This window comes from Flavobacterium sp. Leaf82 (assembly GCF_001422725.1).
GTDB lineage: Bacteria > Bacteroidota > Bacteroidia > Flavobacteriales > Flavobacteriaceae > Flavobacterium.
Genome location: NZ_LMMA01000023.1, coordinates 275,863 through 292,794, shown reverse-complemented (window position 1 = coordinate 292,794; position 16,932 = coordinate 275,863). Strand labels below are relative to the sequence as shown.

17 protein-coding genes, 3 tRNA genes and 1 pseudogene are annotated in these 16,932 nt (G+C 37.1%); 3 read left to right on the top strand and 18 right to left on the bottom strand.

All coding sequences use genetic code 11. The annotated features are described in order from the left end of the window. The 3 genes from ASF10_RS13645 to ASF10_RS13635 all read right to left on the bottom strand — a co-directional run bounded on the left by ASF10_RS13645 (window position 1) and on the right by ASF10_RS13635 (window position 3,105). Window positions 1-1,056, bottom strand: coding sequence for an SMI1/KNR4 family protein (locus ASF10_RS13645; protein ID WP_056250131.1), 1,056 nt, complete (start codon window positions 1,054-1,056; stop codon window positions 1-3). Between the two features lie 40 nt (window positions 1,057-1,096). Beyond that, window positions 1,097-1,858 (bottom strand): C40 family peptidase, encoded by a 762-nt coding sequence (locus tag ASF10_RS13640; protein WP_056250129.1) that lies wholly within the window; start codon window positions 1,856-1,858, stop codon window positions 1,097-1,099. 68 nt (window positions 1,859-1,926) lie between these two features. Further along, a complete protein-coding gene (locus ASF10_RS13635; protein ID WP_056250127.1) occupies window positions 1,927-3,105 on the bottom strand; it encodes an acetyl-CoA C-acyltransferase in 1,179 nt (392 codons plus the stop codon). 238 nt (window positions 3,106-3,343) lie between these two features. Here ASF10_RS13635 and ASF10_RS13630 point away from each other — a divergent pair. The 3 genes from ASF10_RS13630 (at window position 3,344) to ASF10_RS13620 (ending at window position 3,624) form a co-directional block, all read left to right on the top strand. Continuing rightward, window positions 3,344-3,427 (top strand) — tRNA-Ser (locus tag ASF10_RS13630). Window positions 3,428-3,443: 16 nt separating this feature from the next. Further along, window positions 3,444-3,518 (top strand) — tRNA-Pro (locus ASF10_RS13625). A gap of 32 nt (window positions 3,519-3,550) precedes the next feature. Further along, a tRNA-Arg gene (locus ASF10_RS13620) sits at window positions 3,551-3,624 on the top strand. A 589-nt stretch (window positions 3,625-4,213) separates the two neighbouring features. Here ASF10_RS13620 and ASF10_RS24720 read toward each other — a convergent pair. The 15 genes and pseudogenes from ASF10_RS24720 to ASF10_RS13550 all read right to left on the bottom strand — a co-directional run. Then, window positions 4,214-5,137, bottom strand: a pseudogene (locus ASF10_RS24720) (recombinase family protein); the annotation flags it as partial. A 20-nt stretch (window positions 5,138-5,157) separates the two neighbouring features. After that, window positions 5,158-5,358, bottom strand: a complete 201-nt coding sequence (locus ASF10_RS13615) for a hypothetical protein (protein WP_056250125.1) — start codon at window positions 5,356-5,358, stop codon at window positions 5,158-5,160. A gap of 71 nt (window positions 5,359-5,429) precedes the next feature. Further along, window positions 5,430-5,714, bottom strand: coding sequence for a hypothetical protein (locus ASF10_RS24525; RefSeq protein WP_056250123.1), 285 nt, complete (start codon window positions 5,712-5,714; stop codon window positions 5,430-5,432). Between the two features lie 11 nt (window positions 5,715-5,725). Continuing rightward, window positions 5,726-6,751 (bottom strand): hypothetical protein, encoded by a 1,026-nt coding sequence (locus ASF10_RS13605; RefSeq protein ID WP_131726542.1) that lies wholly within the window; start codon window positions 6,749-6,751, stop codon window positions 5,726-5,728. A gap of 42 nt (window positions 6,752-6,793) precedes the next feature. After that, complete coding sequence (locus ASF10_RS13600) at window positions 6,794-7,591, bottom strand: hypothetical protein (protein WP_056250119.1); 798 nt, start codon at window positions 7,589-7,591, stop codon at window positions 6,794-6,796. A gap of 28 nt (window positions 7,592-7,619) precedes the next feature. Beyond that, on the bottom strand, window positions 7,620-8,465 hold the full coding sequence (gene traN, locus ASF10_RS13595) for a conjugative transposon protein TraN (RefSeq protein ID WP_056250117.1): 846 nt from the start codon (window positions 8,463-8,465) through the stop codon (window positions 7,620-7,622). A gap of 18 nt (window positions 8,466-8,483) precedes the next feature. Further along, entirely contained in the window at window positions 8,484-9,767 is a 1,284-nt protein-coding gene (gene traM / locus ASF10_RS13590; protein WP_056250115.1) for a conjugative transposon protein TraM, read from the bottom strand. 4 nt (window positions 9,768-9,771) lie between these two features. Then, entirely contained in the window at window positions 9,772-10,257 is a 486-nt protein-coding gene (locus ASF10_RS13585) for a hypothetical protein (RefSeq protein WP_056250113.1), read from the bottom strand. 13 nt (window positions 10,258-10,270) lie between these two features. Then, a complete protein-coding gene (traK, locus tag ASF10_RS13580) occupies window positions 10,271-10,879 on the bottom strand; it encodes a conjugative transposon protein TraK (protein WP_241774956.1) in 609 nt (202 codons plus the stop codon). 29 nt (window positions 10,880-10,908) lie between these two features. Continuing rightward, window positions 10,909-12,099: a conjugative transposon protein TraJ gene (traJ, locus tag ASF10_RS13575; RefSeq protein ID WP_056250109.1), complete on the bottom strand. Its 1,191-nt coding sequence runs from the start codon at window positions 12,097-12,099 to the stop codon at window positions 10,909-10,911. Window positions 12,100-12,111: 12 nt separating this feature from the next. Further along, a complete protein-coding gene (locus ASF10_RS13570) occupies window positions 12,112-12,747 on the bottom strand; it encodes a hypothetical protein (RefSeq protein WP_056250107.1) in 636 nt (211 codons plus the stop codon). After that, on the bottom strand, window positions 12,744-13,373 hold the full coding sequence (locus ASF10_RS13565; RefSeq protein ID WP_056250106.1) for a hypothetical protein: 630 nt from the start codon (window positions 13,371-13,373) through the stop codon (window positions 12,744-12,746). The genes ASF10_RS13570 and ASF10_RS13565 overlap by 4 nt, the downstream gene beginning before the upstream one ends. A gap of 15 nt (window positions 13,374-13,388) precedes the next feature. Continuing rightward, the gene (locus tag ASF10_RS13560; RefSeq protein ID WP_056250104.1) at window positions 13,389-14,075 is read right to left on the bottom strand and encodes a hypothetical protein; all 687 of its coding nucleotides are present in this window, start codon (window positions 14,073-14,075) and stop codon (window positions 13,389-13,391) included. A 19-nt stretch (window positions 14,076-14,094) separates the two neighbouring features. Beyond that, window positions 14,095-16,566, bottom strand: coding sequence for a TraG family conjugative transposon ATPase (locus ASF10_RS13555; RefSeq protein ID WP_056250103.1), 2,472 nt, complete (start codon window positions 16,564-16,566; stop codon window positions 14,095-14,097). Between the two features lie 39 nt (window positions 16,567-16,605). Next, window positions 16,606-16,923 (bottom strand): DUF4133 domain-containing protein, encoded by a 318-nt coding sequence (locus ASF10_RS13550; protein ID WP_056250101.1) that lies wholly within the window; start codon window positions 16,921-16,923, stop codon window positions 16,606-16,608. Between the last annotated feature and the right edge of the window lie 9 nt (window positions 16,924-16,932).

The following is a 16,932-nucleotide window of genomic DNA, read 5'->3' as shown; positions in this document are numbered from 1 at the left end:
TTAATCTGTTTCGTCTTTGCCAATTATAAAATCAAAATGTTCAGTTTTACCTGTTTTTAGGTTGTTGATTTCGTTTTTCAGAAGTTCTTCAAAGGATTCGGCAACTATGTTTCGTTCCCAGGATTCGTTTTGGAGTTCTATGATTTGTCCAAATTTTCCTTTTTCTGCGGGATCTGTATCATAAAGTAAATAATCTCCATTTCTTCCTGTAGCAAAAGGAATCCATTTTGGGTTTGCGTAGTTATTGGTTTGGATTTTATCGAAATCTATTTCTAGTTCCGGAAGATCGTCTTCGTCAAATTGCAAATCCTGTATACCATTCCATTCTTCTTTAATGTCTTCAAACGGAATAAGATCGTAAGTCCAATCGCCTATTAAAAACTGAAAAGCAGAAGTCACAGCATCATATTCAACATTCTGGATTTTATAAAAATTCTGAAGTGCCTCTGGTATTGTAATTTTGTCTTCCAGAATAGAGTGTTGTTCTAAATCTTCAAGAGAAATTCCGTCTGAGAGATTGTAATAATCATTGTCTTTTGGAACAATTTTATTTATTTCTTCAATCCATTCTTTCCATAATGAGTCAAAATGTTTGAATTTTTCGGCAACGGGCATTTTTTCTTTTTTTTCTTTTTCTTCGTAGGCAGAAATGTCAATTGCTGTAATTTTATCGTCTTCTTTATCAAACCACACACTAATTCCGTTCAGGATAAAAGCGCCAGTTTTATCTCCTTTAAAAAGTTTTACCAATTGACTTTTATTGGATGCAAAAAATGCAAATAATTCATGACCATCAAAAATGAATTCTCCTGTAAAAGGATTTTCTGAGCAATAATCATAATTGCCAAAGTTCAGGTCAAGTAATATGTTTTCTGCGTTTATTCCTTCTTTAGAAAATGCAACAATACCATGATTATCCCAAGTGTAAATATGGTTGTATTGCTTTTTTAAATGCCGGCATTCTCCTAAAGTTTGTTTTAAAACAGTTATAGCAATCGGAAATTGAACGGTAATATCGTTAATTTTAAAATCTGTTTTAGATAATGAAAACTTCATCAGGATTGCTGTTTTTATGATTAGCGTGAAAGAACAGTAATTAAATTATCTTTTTGATCACACGTAGTTTGTGTGTGTGTTTGTTGATCTCAGGATTGTAAATCCCTAAATGGTCTAAACGGTCAATACGTACTTTTCCGCTGGCGTGAATGATATAATTATTTTCCATAATAATACCCACGTGAATGATGTTTCCTTCGTCATTATCAAAAAAGGCCAAATCGCCTGCTTCGCTTTCTTCAATAAAACTTAATGATTCTCCTTCAAGTGCCTGCTGCGATGCATCGCGATGTATTTTGTATCCGTTTAGTTTGTAAACCATTTGTGTAAAACCGGAACAGTCGATTCCAAAAGGTGTTTTTCCGCCCCAAAGATAAGGTGCGTTCAAATACATAAACGCAGTATTTATTAAGGCACTTTTTGATTTTATACCACTTGTTTTTGTGCCTTCAAATTCGAAATTAGCAGTGTTGATTTCGTTATTATTTAAAAATGATAAGGATGCACCAAGCGGAATTGGTAATAATAAATTTTCTGGTGCACTGATATAATCAATCAAATCAGCATTAAGAATAATGGCGTCATTGCTTAATTGTTTGTAATTTGCCTCTGAAATAATTTGATATTGTTTAGAATCTACCCAGCCTTCATAGTCATCGTATTGTATTTTTATTCGCGCCCATTGATTTTGGCGTTCTAAAATCTCGATGTGCTCGCCAAACAAAAGTTGTGTAACGATTTCGCTTCTGTCACTTGGCTCAGATCGAACGGGTACTATGGCTAAATTACAAATTCCGAACATTTAAGGTCATTTATTAGTTGAAAATCAGGAGTTATTTGAAAATGAAATAACTCCTGATGTAATATTATTTAAGCTCTTTCGATAACAATTGCTGATGCACCACCGCCGCCATTGCAAATTGCTGCAGCTCCGGTTTTAGCATTATTTTGTTCTAAAACATTTAGTAAAGTTACGATGATTCTTGCTCCTGAACATCCAAGAGGATGACCTAATGAAACTGCACCACCATTTACATTTACTTTATCGTTATCAAGACCAAGGATTTTTGAATTTGCCAGACCAACAACTGCAAATGCTTCGTTGAATTCGAAATAATCAACATCGCCAATTGCAATTCCTGCTTTGTCTAAGGCTTTTGGTAAAGCTTTTGCCGGGCTCGTAGTAAACCATTTTGGTTCCTGAGCAGCATCAGCATAACTTTTTATGTAGGCCAGGGGTTTTAATCCTAATGCGATTGCTTTTTCTTCAGACATTAAAACCAAAGCTGCAGCTCCGTCATTGATTGTAGATGCGTTTGCGGCAGTAACAGTTCCGTCTTTTGTAAAAACAGCGCTTAATGAAGGGATTTTATCCAATTTTACATTCGTGTACTCTTCATCTTTAGAAACGATGATTGGTTCACCACGTCTTTGTGGAACTTCTACAGGAACAATTTCGTTGTCGAATTTTCCGGCATCCCATGCTTTTGCACTTCTTTCATAAGATTGAATAGCAAAATTGTCTTGTTCTTCACGACTGATGTTGTATTCAGTTGCACATAAGTCAGCGCAAACTCCCATTGCGTTGTTATCATAAGCATCTGTCAAGCCATCTTTTTGCATTCCGTCAAGCATTGTTGCAGGACCAAATTTAGTTCCGTTACGCATTTGTACGTAATGCGGGATCAAACTCATGTTTTCCATTCCACCGGCAACTACAATTTCTGCATCACCGCAAGCGATTGCCTGTGCGGCAAACATTACGGCTTTCATTCCTGAAGCACAAACTTTGTTTACAGTCGTAGCGGCAACTTCTTCAGATAGTCCGGCAAAAATTGCTGCCTGACGCGCCGGCGCCTGACCAACTCCAGCCTGAACTACGTTGCCCATAAAAACTTCATCAACTAATTTAGGGTCTAGGTTAATTTTTTGTAGTGCTCCTTTTATTGCGGCAGCACCTAATTTTGGTGCGGGTACGGTAGATAACCCTCCCATGAAACTTCCGATAGGTGTTCTAACGGCAGAAACGATAACAACTCTTTTGTTCATTTTCTGTATTATTAGTTAATAAAGCAAATTTACTCTTTATTTGAATAAATTCAAATTTTGGGGCAATTCGATTGAATTTTAAATTTAATATCAAATTTTTGTTAATTCTATTTGTTTGATTGTTAAGCGTTTTAAAAAAAAGATTGAAAAAAGTGAAAAAAAAGCGCCGAAATAGTTGTGAGATATGGAATGTTGTCTTACATTTGCAACCGCAAAACAGAACACGTTTCTTGAGCTTGGAGAGGTGCCAGAGCGGTAATGGAGCAGATTGCTAATCTGTCGACGGGTAACCGTCGCCAGGGTTCGAGTCCCTGTCTCTCCGCTTAATAATTTGCCTTCGGGGTGTAGCGTAGCCCGGTTATCGCGCCTGCTTTGGGAGCAGGAGGCCGCAGGTTCGAATCCTGCCACCCCGACAGAAACTTTGCCATAAAGTTTTAAAACAAATGGACGCATAGCTCAGCTGGATAGAGCACCTGCCTTCTAAGCAGGCGGTCGAAGGTTCGAATCCTTCTGCGTTCACATAAGAGGACAAATCAGTATTTTTCTGATTTTGTCCTCTTTTTTTATTGTATAACTCCTTGTAAAACAATAACATAAGCCGGAGCGCTTCGTTAATTTTAGTGGTTCGAACTTCGTTATTTTCAAAAGTAAGTTTTTCAGGAAATATCGAACCAATTATCTTCCTTTTCCCTTCTGTAGATGCTTCTTCATAGAGTTTATCAAGCTGTGAAATGTTGCTGAGCGCCTTATTTAAAAGAGGTTCAACGTTTGGAATACTGCTGTTTTGACTTGTGAGTTGTGCTTCTAGACGATTTATATTATCTGCTGTTTCTATTTTGATTCTTTTATAATCGTCAGCATCTAAATCACCGGCTATTAATAAGTTTCTTGCACGTGTCAATCTTTGATTTGTTTCCTCTAGTTTCTTTTTCAAAACATCAGAATCGCTTCTATTATATTTTGTTTTACTATTATATACAGAAGTGATTGTCTGCTTGTAAAGTTCAAGAAAAGGTAATGGTCTGACATATTTTCGAAGTTCCTCTACTATTTTGTCATTAACTATAGGTGCTTTTTCTCTGAATGTACATCCCATAGTGCAGTGATAATAATGATAGTACTTGTGACGCCCTTTTGACGCACTCCCGGTAAGTACTTTTCCGCACTTAGGACATATTAAATATCCGCGGAGTGGCAATGCTGGATCTACTGTTATTGTAGTTCTTTTTATTTTTTTCCGTCCATCTAGTATATCCTGTACGTCATAAAATAAGGCTTCTGTTATAAGTGGCTCATGCTGTCCCTGGACTAAATGACATTCTTCGTCTTTATATTTAGCAACGAATACCTTGCCGAAGTAAATAGGATTTCTCAGTGCAACCCAGAAGCAGCTTCGTGTGGAATTAAGACCTTTTTTCTTAGCAGCTTTCCATATTTGTTCTGTGTGTATTTGTCCTTTAGCAAGTTCTTCAAATACCCAGAGCATTATTAATGCCTGATCTTCTTTAATTGCAATATGTTTTTTTCCTGTTTCAGTGATTCTATTTACATATCCTAAAGGAGGGCGGCCCATAACACGTCCTTCTTTTTTTGCTCTCCGCATTCCATTGAATACATTTAGTGCACGGCGGTCATTTTCTACCTCCGGTGCAGCAAGGTAAAATGCTAGCATCATTTTGTTTTCGGGTATTGAAAGGTCCAATGGCTGCTCAACAGCCTGAGGTTCTACTCCTAAATTGCGTAATGTACTGATCATTTGATATGAATCACCTGCATTTCTACTGAATCTGTCCCACTTTGTAAATAAAATAAGATCAGAATGTCCCCTGCGTGATCGGAGTTCTGCTAATAGTTTTTTCCAGGCTGGACGGTTAAATGTTTTAGCTGAGTGATCTTCTATTACAACTTTACGAACTTTAAGTGAGTTTAATTCACAATACTTGCGCAGACGTTCTTCCTGATCACGTTGTGAATATCCTTTATCAGCCTGCTCTTCCGTACTTACCCTAATATATAAATCTGCAATTTTCATGATTTTGAAATTGATTAAACTTATTTACACTCATCTTGTTGGAGGGTAAATTTACGTCTTTTTTGTTCATTTAAATATGTACTAACCACTATTTCAGCCATTTCGTAGAGGAAATCTAAGATTATTTTTGCTTGTTCATCATCAACATTAATTCCATCTTTCCTTAATAATTCCATTGCCTTGTTAGGCGTTATTCTATCAATATCTTTATCTCTCATCATATACCTCCTTCTATTGACAGCAAAAGCCCGCAAGCGGGCTTTATTAATTAAAATAAAATTGTTTCAATTACTCATATAGGAAAATAAATCATACTCCTTTGGTTTCTATTGCGTTTTGGCTGATAGCTAATGTAGCCATACTCATTTAGCTCACGAATACATTTATGGTATGTTACAGGCCCGGTTATCTTGGCTAACTTCATGATTTCATACCTATAGACCTCAATAGGATTAACAAAACCCTTTTCCGTCCTAAACTGAAGTAATGCCGCATATATGCCAATATGCGTTACGCTGATACGGTAATCTTTCTCTATTGCCTTAAAAAAATCAGATAAAGGTTTTAGTGTTTTCATTATTTTCTAGATTATGAGCTTACACGCATACCATTTCTTGTGGAATGGTTTAACTGTTGACTCTCATTTGTCTTTTGCTGCTGTTTTACTGTTTCCATTGTTTTATTGCCCAATGCAGTTGCGAGCGTTATTTTTCTTGAATGCTCGTCATAAATGTTTACTGATTTAAACTGGGGATTAGCTTCAATATAAAACCGATGTTCATTTCCATTTTTAATCAAGGTTACGGGCAACCGATTTCCTTGTTTTAAATCATCCTTTAATTTATCGGCTTGAGTTTTATTTGATAATTCCTTTAAAGGAAGTTGCTGTAAGGCTTTTTCAAGATCATAACCATACCCGGAATGAAATTCTTTGATTCTATGATTGCCACTAGCATCTTTGTCGTTAAGATCCAGTTGGATCCAGGATTTTTCCTTCTGAATGGAACGTCCAGCTAATAAATTATATGCCTGTGTGGTATCAATAGAATTTCCTTGTTGTACTTTAAAATATTGGCTTCTCTCTTCATCAGGCTTTGATTCATTTTGCAAAGTCGTTTTATATGCTTCAAATTGATACTGTCCACTCTGGTCTTTAGAAAAAGACAACTCATGATCCAGTCGTTCTTTTTCGTTGACGTAATAAGAAACCGGAATAATGAACTGCTCATGACCTTGTTTGATTTGCTTATCAATTTGATTTGACAAATCTCTAAAACCAATACGCTGCACCTGATCGTGCAGCGATTGGTTATTTTTTTCTTCTTCTTTTGCATCTTTCCGAACAGCAATTTGGTCTACGAGTGGTGCAATGATCAGTTTACGAATGAGTCTTACCAATAAATTAGGATAAAGCTGCTTAAGAATCTTGTTCTTTTCCTGCTTGAGCATCTGCAAAGCAAAACGCTCCTCAATATTTTTTGTTCCCTTATACTTTGTTCCAATCCGCTCGTAATGATGCAACTTTTCTTTAATCAGTGACCTATTGCCCGAAAGACTAAAATTAAACAGTTTACTAAAACGCTCTTCCCTGGAGCGCCACTGGTTTAATTCCATTTCTACTCTGTTTATGGGAAGTTGTTCGTTCTTCATCACTGCTTACATGGATTGACTTTTCTTTTTCTTCTTAGCTTCCTTTGGTATTTCTGGTCCATCATCATCGGCTGTTTGGTTTTGCTTTTTACTGCCCTGTTTTTCGGAAGTTTGCTGAGTTTCGGATTGCTTTTCTTCCTGAGCTTTACGATTGTCAATCCTTTTCATATTATTATCATAGATATTAATTGTTTTGAATTGCGGGCTGGCTTCAATATACTGCTTGATCTCATTACCTTCTTTTAAAAAAGTAGCGCTCTGCAGATTTCCTTTTTTCAAAGAATTTATCAAGTCTTCTTTGTATTTTGGGGTTTCCAGTTCTTTAATCGGATGTTTGGACAGTGCTGCTTCTAAATCATAACCGTAATTTTGGTGGTAATGGTTTAGTTTAAAGTTTCCATTAGATTCGGATTGTTTGAAGTCCATTTGAACCCAAGAATTATAAACTTCCCCCTCTTTACTGGTGAGATCTTTATTTACCGACCTGCCTTCCATAAGATTGTAAGCTTCCTTCATTGTTATGTTGCTGCCTTTATTGATGTAAAAGGTTTGTTCCAAGGCTTCTTTAGAATTTTCTTTTTGCAATTCGACTTTATAAGAGTTAAAAAAGTAAATGTCGCTTTGATCAGATTTTTTAAAATTTAACGTCGCTGTAGCGGTATCATTACCGTATTGCGCATTATGCGTCAAAGTAAAATTAGGCTCTTCCTTCTGCATTTTTTCTTTTAATTGAGATTCCAGTGCTTCACCGAATCCAGTATACTTAATCTGATCTCTTAAGTATTCAAAATTTTTCTCGTTCATGATTTCAATTTTTTAATTATTAAATAGTTTATAATTTTGGAAGTACAGTAACCTGTACCAGTTTTGTGTTCTTGACATGTTCTTCTAAATGTCTGCCGCCATTTTTCTCCATTAGCTGTATGGCTAAATATTTTTTTTCCGGAATTGTAAATTTTGGCAGCGCAAATACAAAGATGTTTTCTGCTTCAGCTTTAATTTTATCAACATCATTCAGAATATAAATTGGTGTAATTTCAATTTCCTGTGAAGCAGTACGTTGTATTTTTTTAGTGTCGCGAATAAAAAAACGAAGCTGGTCGATCTCATAATTGATTTTAGAATTGTTGGTTACTTTTATCCTGTAATACATTACTTCGTCACGAATAAAAATTCCGTTGAGCCTAAAGTCAATATCATAGTTACTTTCCTTTTGACCTCGCAGCTTTTTTTTGTCGTGTAGCGCTAACTTTGAATATTCCTCAATATCCTGATCATTAATAATTTCATCTGAAAAATAAATTTCCTGCCCATCAGGCTTAGTTTTATTAAGGGTAAGATTCAGCTGTGGAAATTCTTCATTATAGTCCAGCACGAAAGAGTAGAATTTTCCATCTGCAGTCACTACCGTAAGATTGGTCTGGAAAAATCCTTTTTGGGCAGCCTTAACCTGAAGGATATTTTCAAGACCTTTTGCTTTTTGTACCAATATTTCTGGACTTCCCTTGTCAACACTTTTAATGGCAAAAGGAAATACAATATTGGTTGTTTTTGAATAGGCTATCATTAAAGAGTCTGATTCTGTTTGGAATAAACGGTTTTTACCTGTTTGCTGTGCCAACACACCGATGGTCATAAATAATAGATGGCCCATCACCAATAGTTTAAAATTTTTCATCTGTATCATTTTTAGTTTTTAATTGGAATCTTTTTGTTTCTCTTTTTCATCATGCAAGAGCACCTTATAACCTGCTTTTACAACTACTTTAACTAGTTTTACTTTTTTACTTAGCAGGCTTTTAGCCGCTTCAATTCCTGCTCCGGCTGCCTGAGCTCCCCAGGAATCGTCAAGAGATGCAACTCCTAAAGTTTGCATGGAGCGATCAGCCGAAGCTTTGGCAACATCACGATTAATGGCTCCCGGAATATATATACCAACAAGTCCATCCATATCGTAAACTGACAAGTCTACTGGGAATAGGGAGTTGTTGTATCTGATACTAGTAATGTTAATAGTTAATCGTTCTCCTTTTAAGGAAGCTGTTCCAAACAAAAAATTATCTTTTGGAACTTTAATGCCATTTATAAATATGTCGTTCATGAGTCGGAACTTAACTGTAGCTCCGTTTACAATAGTCTGATTTTCATGAATTACCGCTTGTACGGCATTCTGATCTAAATCATTACTTTCAAATTCATCTAAAGAGTAAAAACCATTCTGTTTGTACTCAAAACTGTTCATTGTTTTGCTTTGTAAAGAAGAAACAGGATCTTCATGCTCCTTGGTGGAAATAGTAAAGACTTGTCCACGCTGAGCCTCGGACGCTTTTTTCAATTTTTCCTGTACCCTGTTGGGATGTTGGATATCCAAAATACTCTCCAGCATTCCACCGAGCTGTTGTAGTTCCGGATCCTGACTTTCCTGCTCTTCATTCATGGATTGCATCATTTGTTCGAGCCTGTCCACATCATTGGAATGCAGTGAGGTTTCATTTGATTTTACAATTTTAGTATAATCTCTGTTTTGCTCTGGAACTGCTACTGGTGTATTGATTGCTTTTTGCAAAGCTTCCAATTTTTGATGCACTTTTTCTTCGTTGGAATCGCGATAAACAGATTTCTTTAAACCATGTTGTTCTTTTCTTTGAGTAACAGCACTGCTGTCCTCAGTGGAATCAATCTGAAAGGACAGGCTTAAATAGTTGGGATCTTTTTTGATAAGTTCATCAAGCTTTGCTGAATCAAGAGCAGCCAGATCGTAATAATTCATTTTATCCATTGGAAGCCCTTCTTTCAGGTTCGCATTGGGAAGTTTTAGATTAAAACCTTTTTGCTCTGGTGTTGCTGAATTGGCAGCATCCATTTTTCCACCGCCCAATGCCCAAAATATGGCAGTTAGAAATGGCAAAGCCAATATTGGCAGTACCAAGAGCATCTTACGATGCTTTAAGGTCTTTAATGATTTTGTGTCTTGTTCCATGATATTAATTTTTAAGATGTGAGTAATAGTAATTTTCTATTATTGTTAAACTGTCCAGAAGTCCGGGACGATTTAATACAATGCTGTCGTGCGTTTTTTTCCCTGTCGGACTTCGCCCCAGACTATCCATATATTTCCTAAAACTTGTGATTTTTTCAAATTCTGTTTTACTAATAATTGTATTGAGTTGGATAGGCTTTTCTTTTAAGGAAACCGAACTCGTTGGTTTAGTAATTGGAATTACAGTTGTTTTTTTAGTTGTATTTCCAGAAAAGCTTGTTACAATCAGATAAATACTGCAACCTCCTGTAAACACTATAAAAGTGAATAGAACCACAATCCAATTGAGTCTAGAAAAATGAGCTGTTTTACGCTCTAACCATTGTGCACACTTATGTTGCAATCGAAGATTGGCCTGCTCAAATTTCTGCCAGAGACTATCTCTAGTACCCGTAACAGCATTGTTCTTTCTTTTAAAAGTGACTTTCATAATTAGTAGTTTATTATTTTCGATTTTCGGTACTTATGTCCCGATTCTCAATAGTATTCCATCGCTCGATTAAAAAGCCATGTGGATTGTTATCGCTTCTCGATACGTTACGAAGGTTACCTTCAGTGATAAGGTTCCGATGTGCGATGCTGGTGGTACGAATGATATTTTGAGTAGCATAACATCGGAATCCATACGGATAGCGGTTAAGGTCAATAGTCACACTGTCAATCTGTATGGTCTGGCTGACGTTCCCTGATATAATGCCGGAGTAATAACCGTTTTCCTTTAAATCGTCATAGACACGTTTGGCACTGTCATCCGCCAGATAAAGAGCCTTTGTTACATTGCTTTTAATGACTTTATCATCCGGGTCAAGGGTAAAAAACAGCTTATGAAACGTTTTTACATGATCTCTAGCCTCGACAGGAATGTTGTCTTTTCGGTCTGAAGCATAGGCTTCAAGTGCTTTTCCATTAGCCAGTATATAAACCTTGTTTTGCATTTGAGATACCAGCGAGAAACTCTTATAAAGCGCAAAGCAGCTAATTAAAATACACCCTATAATGACCAGCATGGTAAATCCGCGAATATGTCGAAAGGCAGTGTCAATATTTTTCATTTTGCTAAACATAAACTTTGAATTTAGGGTTAAGATTTACCTTTTAATTTGTCAGCCATATAATTGTCCTTGAAGTAAGGCGCAGAATTACCGGAATCAGACATGCTTTGGTACATACGCCCGGCAGCATTCCCCATAGCATCCGCTACCATTGTAGTCCCTTGAGATGTAGTATTGACAAGGGAAGTTGTTGAATTACTAAACATACTGGTTACTTTTTGTCCGAGTGCACCGCCACCTCCGGCATGAACAATGTAATTAGCAACAGAAGGGACAGTGAAATAACCTATAATCCCAATAATCATAAAGACCAAATAGGCAACATCAGTCCTGCTAAAGAAAGTCTCTCCATATTCTCCTGCTTGCGCAATATCAATCTTTAGCATATTCTCCTGAATTTTTCCAATAATGCTTCCAAATATATTAGCCACGGGAAGCCACAGATAGATATTGATGTAACGTGCCAGCCAGACGGTAAGGGTGTGTTGAAAACCATCGAAGACCGAAATACCAAAAACAATTGGACCTAAAATAGAAAGTACCACCAATTGAAAAGTCCGAAGTGTGTCGATGCACAGGGAAGCAGATTCAAATAATACACGCAGTACCTCGCTCATCCATTCTTTTACTGAATTGCGGAAATTATAAGAGGCCTTGCTCATGGCAAATTTGATATCATTTCCAATACCATCTAGCATTCCCTGACCACTTGTATCTGCATCATCATGTGTATAGCGGTACCATTTATCCTGATCACCGCTTCCTGTCGAACCAACATACATTTTCCAGGGATCTGTTTCTTTGAGTGCTTCTTCTTTTTCTTTAAGCAGTCTTTCAATCGCTTTGTTGGAGCCTTCCACCATTGCAGCAGTTGCTGTAACAGTAGGTTTCATGACACCATTTATCATATAGAGGACAGAGGGAAAAATCATAATGCAAAATCCGATAACAAAAGGACGAAAGAGTGGATAGAAATCTATGGGTTCAGCACTGGCAATATGTCTCCAAACTCTTGAGGAGATATACCAAATAGCAGCAAAACCGGCAAGTCCTTGTCCAACACCAATCAGATTACTGCATAAAGGCATCATTTCATCATACAATTGTTCCAGTACACTATGCAGGCCGTTCATGTCGTCTGCAATTCCTTGTGCATGGCTTAGAAAGGGGAATAATATACCCGGAATGACAAATAATTTCTTTTGATTTATTTTTATCATAGCAGTTTAGGTTTAATTGTTTAGCTTGTAAATACTGCGCATTGCCCGCGTATCATTGTGCTCTTTTGCACGTTGCAAAGCCAGTACAGCAGTATTATTGTTAAAGTTTCTCAGGAACAAAAGTTTGTCCTGCATATCTGCATATATTTTGTCAATGGATGCCAGTCTTTCATCATCTGACATTCGCATTTTATTAGCAGTAATCACCGATGTGAGTTCATCAAGATTTCTAAGGCTTTGTTTAAACAGATTATCGTACACCCTTTCGAAATAGGCAATTTCTTCTGGATTAAAATTTTTACTATCCCTAAAGCGGCTAAAAGCGGACTTGTATTCTTTTACCAGCAGCACCTGATAATTCACAATGTCACCAATACGCCTGTAATTCTTAACTGTGGGGCTAACCTGCATGAGCGCATCAAGAAATGTTTCATGAAGGCCGAAATTTCCTTCAGACAAATCTTTTACAGTATTATAACCTCCACTTAGTATTTCATAGCCCTTTTTCATATCCTTTAGAATCTGTTTGAACTGGGCCAACTTCTCTATGTTCAAAATCAATTGCTGGATTTCCTGTTTTTGAGCGGTTATCGGGGATGGAAATAGCAATCCGATAAACACAATTCCTATAATCAGTAATTTTTTCATGGTAAATCAGTATTTATGCCGTTCAGTGAACGGCTATTTTTTGCTTCTTTTAATTCGGTAGCTTTTGATACAGCCAGGATTTTAGTTTCATTACTGAAGCTCTCAGAGAAAGCATAGTTATCCAGCATATCTTGGTAAATCATATCAATGCGTTTCAATCGCTCATCATCTTTCATCTCTAACTTTCCGTCCGTAATGATTGTTTGTAGTTCATCCAGATTGGTATCACAATTTTTGATTAACCTTTCAAAGATCCTTTTGATATAATCGACTTCATCTCCATGAAACAAATCATCCTGCCGGATTTGCTGATGTAAGCTCTTGTAGCTTTTCATGATTTTTATCTGGAGCCCTATAATTTCCGTTACCCTGGCGTACTTTTTTATTTTGGGATTGACTGTCTTAAGGGAATTCAGGTAATCGGTATGAAGATTAAATTCTCCACGTTTGAAATCTCCTATGGTATTGAGTCCTTTTTTGACTGCCGAATAGCCTTTTTGAGCATATCCAATATAGACTTGCAGGGCTGCTATTTGCTCTAAAAGCATCCTTTGCTGTTTTGTCTGTGCATGAAGATTCCCTGTGGTCAGTGCAGTAATAAGCACCAGTAAGAATATTTTTTTCATGATTTTATTTGTTGTTTACGGAATTCCGTAAAATTGTTTAACGGATTTGACATCATGCTGTGTTTTGGCTCTTTGAAGGCTCAGTAGTATGTTTTGTCTGTTGAATAGTGTCAGGTCATCATAATTGGCATCAATCTGATCTGCGGCAGCATTTATAATCTCCAGCCTTTTGGCATCACTCATCTGTGTGGTGAAAGAATCCAATACAAGGAAAATCTGATCGATGTTTTTCAGGCTTTCATCGAGTATTCCAGAATAAACACTTTGCATATAATCGAGTTCACTGGAATTGAAATGAGCATCTTTTTGAAACAGGTTCCAGGCTCTTTCATATTCATCTACCAAACGAATCTGCTTTGCACTGATATCTTTGATACGCTGGTAATAGGTAATGATGGATTTGACTTTTGCCAGTTCCTCATAATAATTCCTGTAGAGTTCTTTTTGTTTCTCAGTCCAATCTGAAATCTCATCCAGCTTTAGTTTGGAGAGTACATTTTCTATTTTTTTCTGCGCATTCTGAAGCCAGATTGTTTTGTTCTGCAGTTTTTGGATCCTTAGGTCAATAGCCTTAATTACTTTTTTGGCAACTGCTTTTACAATTTCCAAAATTGGTATTGCCGCAACCTTTGCCGGTCTTGCCGGAGTGCTGATCAGTAAAAAGCACAACAGGCAAATCATGATTTTCTTTTTTGCTCTCATAAGTATTGTTGTTTTGTTTTCATAATTTTTCTGCTCTTAGGTCATTGGCAAGTGCTGCAATGCCTTTTCTGATATCACTATCAAATTTCTTAGCATACGCCTGTACTTTTACTTTTTCAGTTTCTTCGGTGGTGTAGGCGTAGTATTCCTCAAGGGATACCTCGGTGCGGTATACTTTAGACTGCATGCCCCCAAGGGAGATAAACACTTCTTTGTATTTCTTATCAGGATCATTGGCTTTGTTTACAGATAATACGAGTGCTTTTTCTTTTTCTGTAAGCCCAAGAAGTTCCTGAATTTGCTCGAATTTGTTTTGATACTTGCTTTGGTCCAGTAATATCTTGCAGTCACTGTTATTGATAATAGCCTGCTTGACTACAGGAGAGGAAATGATATCTTCTACTTCCTGCGTGACTACTATGGCCTCTCCAAAGAATTTACGCACAGTTTTGAATAAATACCGAATATATTCGGCCATTCCTTCCTTGGCAATAGCTTTCCAGGCCTCTTCAATCAGGATCATTTTCCGCACTCCCTTAAGCTTGCGCATCTTACTGATAAAGACTTCCATAATGATGATCGTTACCACTGGAAAAAGTATCGGATGATCTTTGATATTATCAAGTTCAAAAACAATAAAGCGTTCTTTTAACAGATCCAGATTCTCGGTAGCATTGAGCAGGTAATCAAATTCACCTCCTCTGTAGTACGGGCGCAGTACATAGAGAAAATTATTTACATCAAAATCCTTTTCCTTTACTTTGTCACCTTCCAATATGGATACAAACTCATTTTTCAGAAATTCATAAAAGCTGTCAAAGCAGGGAAACAAATCAGAATTGCTGTCTAACTTTTCATAGTACAATTGAAGCGCATTGGACAGTGCAACATATTCACTTCGGTTGAATGTCTCATTGTCTTTTTTCCAGAGTGCTAATAACAATGTTTTAATACTTTCTTTTTTCTCTGTATCAAGCAAGTCGCCTTCACTGATATAAAAGGGATTAAACCGGATTGGGTTCTTTTCATCGTAGGTAAAGTAGTAGCCCTTTACCATATCACACAGTCCCTTGTAGCTGTGTCCAACATCAACAAGTACAACATGGGTTCCCTGCTCATAATAGCTTCTGACCATATGGTTGGTAAAAAAGGATTTACCGCTTCCAGAGGGTCCCAGTATAAATTTGTTCCTATTGGTACAAATCCCCATTTTAACCGGCTCATCACTGATATCCACATGAACCGGTTTTCCAGTCAAACGATCTCCTAATCGAATACCAGTCGGACTAAGGGAAGAGCGATAGCCCGTTTCCAGATTCAGGAAGCATGTCGCTTGTTCTGTGAACGTATCAAAGGTGTCGTTCATTGGGAAATCTGCGGAATTCCCGGGAATTCCTGCCCAAAATATTTGTGCAGCTCCAACCGTTTCCTGTTTAGCAGCTGCATCCATCTGAGCCAGTGCTGAAGAAACTTTATTCTTCAGGTCTTTGAGTTCTTCTTTATTATCTGTCCAGATCAGCACATTAAAATGTGCTTTTACAGGCAGTCGCTGCTGGCTGATAGCCTCGTTAAGAAAATCATTTGTAGCATCTCGCGCAATCAGGTTCTCCCTACTGTAGGCTGATAAGGATTGCAGTCGCAGTCTTTTACTTTCCAGTTTTTGCAGCGTTTTCTGGAAATCCTCTATGAAAATATATTGATTATAAATGTGGTTACAGGAAAGTAATTGCCCCAGAGTCGAAGCAAATCCGATACTGAATTTGGTCTTATCTGTGGAATAGCGGTCATAATTAATTCTCGAACCACATAAGGCAGGCAGATCAGCGGCATCCCCCAACGTATAAATCTGGCAGTGTTTGTCTCCTACCTGAAGACCATCATCAAAAGAGATATCTTTAAAAACAAACGATTTCTGTTTTTCAGACAAAAAACAATATTGTTCAATAATTCCAATCTTTCTGCTGTGGCTTTTAAGTTCATCATTACCAAGGCGGGTCAATTTGACAAAACCACTGTCTTCCAGTATGCGTCTGAATTGTCCGGTACTATCAATAAATTCTTGACGCACCTGCGCTTTTAATGTTTCTTCTGGAACTATTGAACTTCTCAGTAAATTTGAAAATAGGGAAGTGGATGTTTTTCTGCCTGCTGGTTTTTTGGTCAGGAAAATGTAACACGAATGATCCAGAAAGGGACGTTCATTAAAAAAACGTTCACTGCTTCGGGTAAGAAAACTGGAATCTTCGCTTGTGAAATCGGGTTCAAACTTGCTGTCTATAAACCAGTCCTGTTTATGGAATACACTAAATTTCGGAAGCAGTTTTATAGCTTTAAGCCACGCCTGATGAAATGCTTCGTATTCCTGATCTGACAAGGTAAATATCTCAGGCAGTTCTGCTCTAAATACTACTGTCACATCTCCTTGTTTGGACAGGATGCAATCATGCTCTACATCCATAATTGGTAAAATATCATCTATCATCTTTTCCATCATCCTCTTTTTTACCGCTCAGGTAATGCTGAGCAAATTCTATTTCTTCATCATAAATATTTTTCTGCTTTTCGATTTCACAGCTTTTGGAATCTGCCGTTTTGCTAAAGCTTTCATCATTCCATATTCACCGTATTTGTGGCTCATCTTGTATATTTTCAAAACCCACAATGTTCCTGAAATACCAATAATCCCAATACAGATTAAAGAGGGTAATCCGGCTATGTACATAATGGCAAACAGTATCATAAGCACAATGACGCCACCGCCCAAATACCAGATATACTGCGCCTTTAGCCCTTTAAACTCTATGCTCTGGTTAATTCCTTTGTTGATCTTATACACACTGTTTGACATGGTATTTAT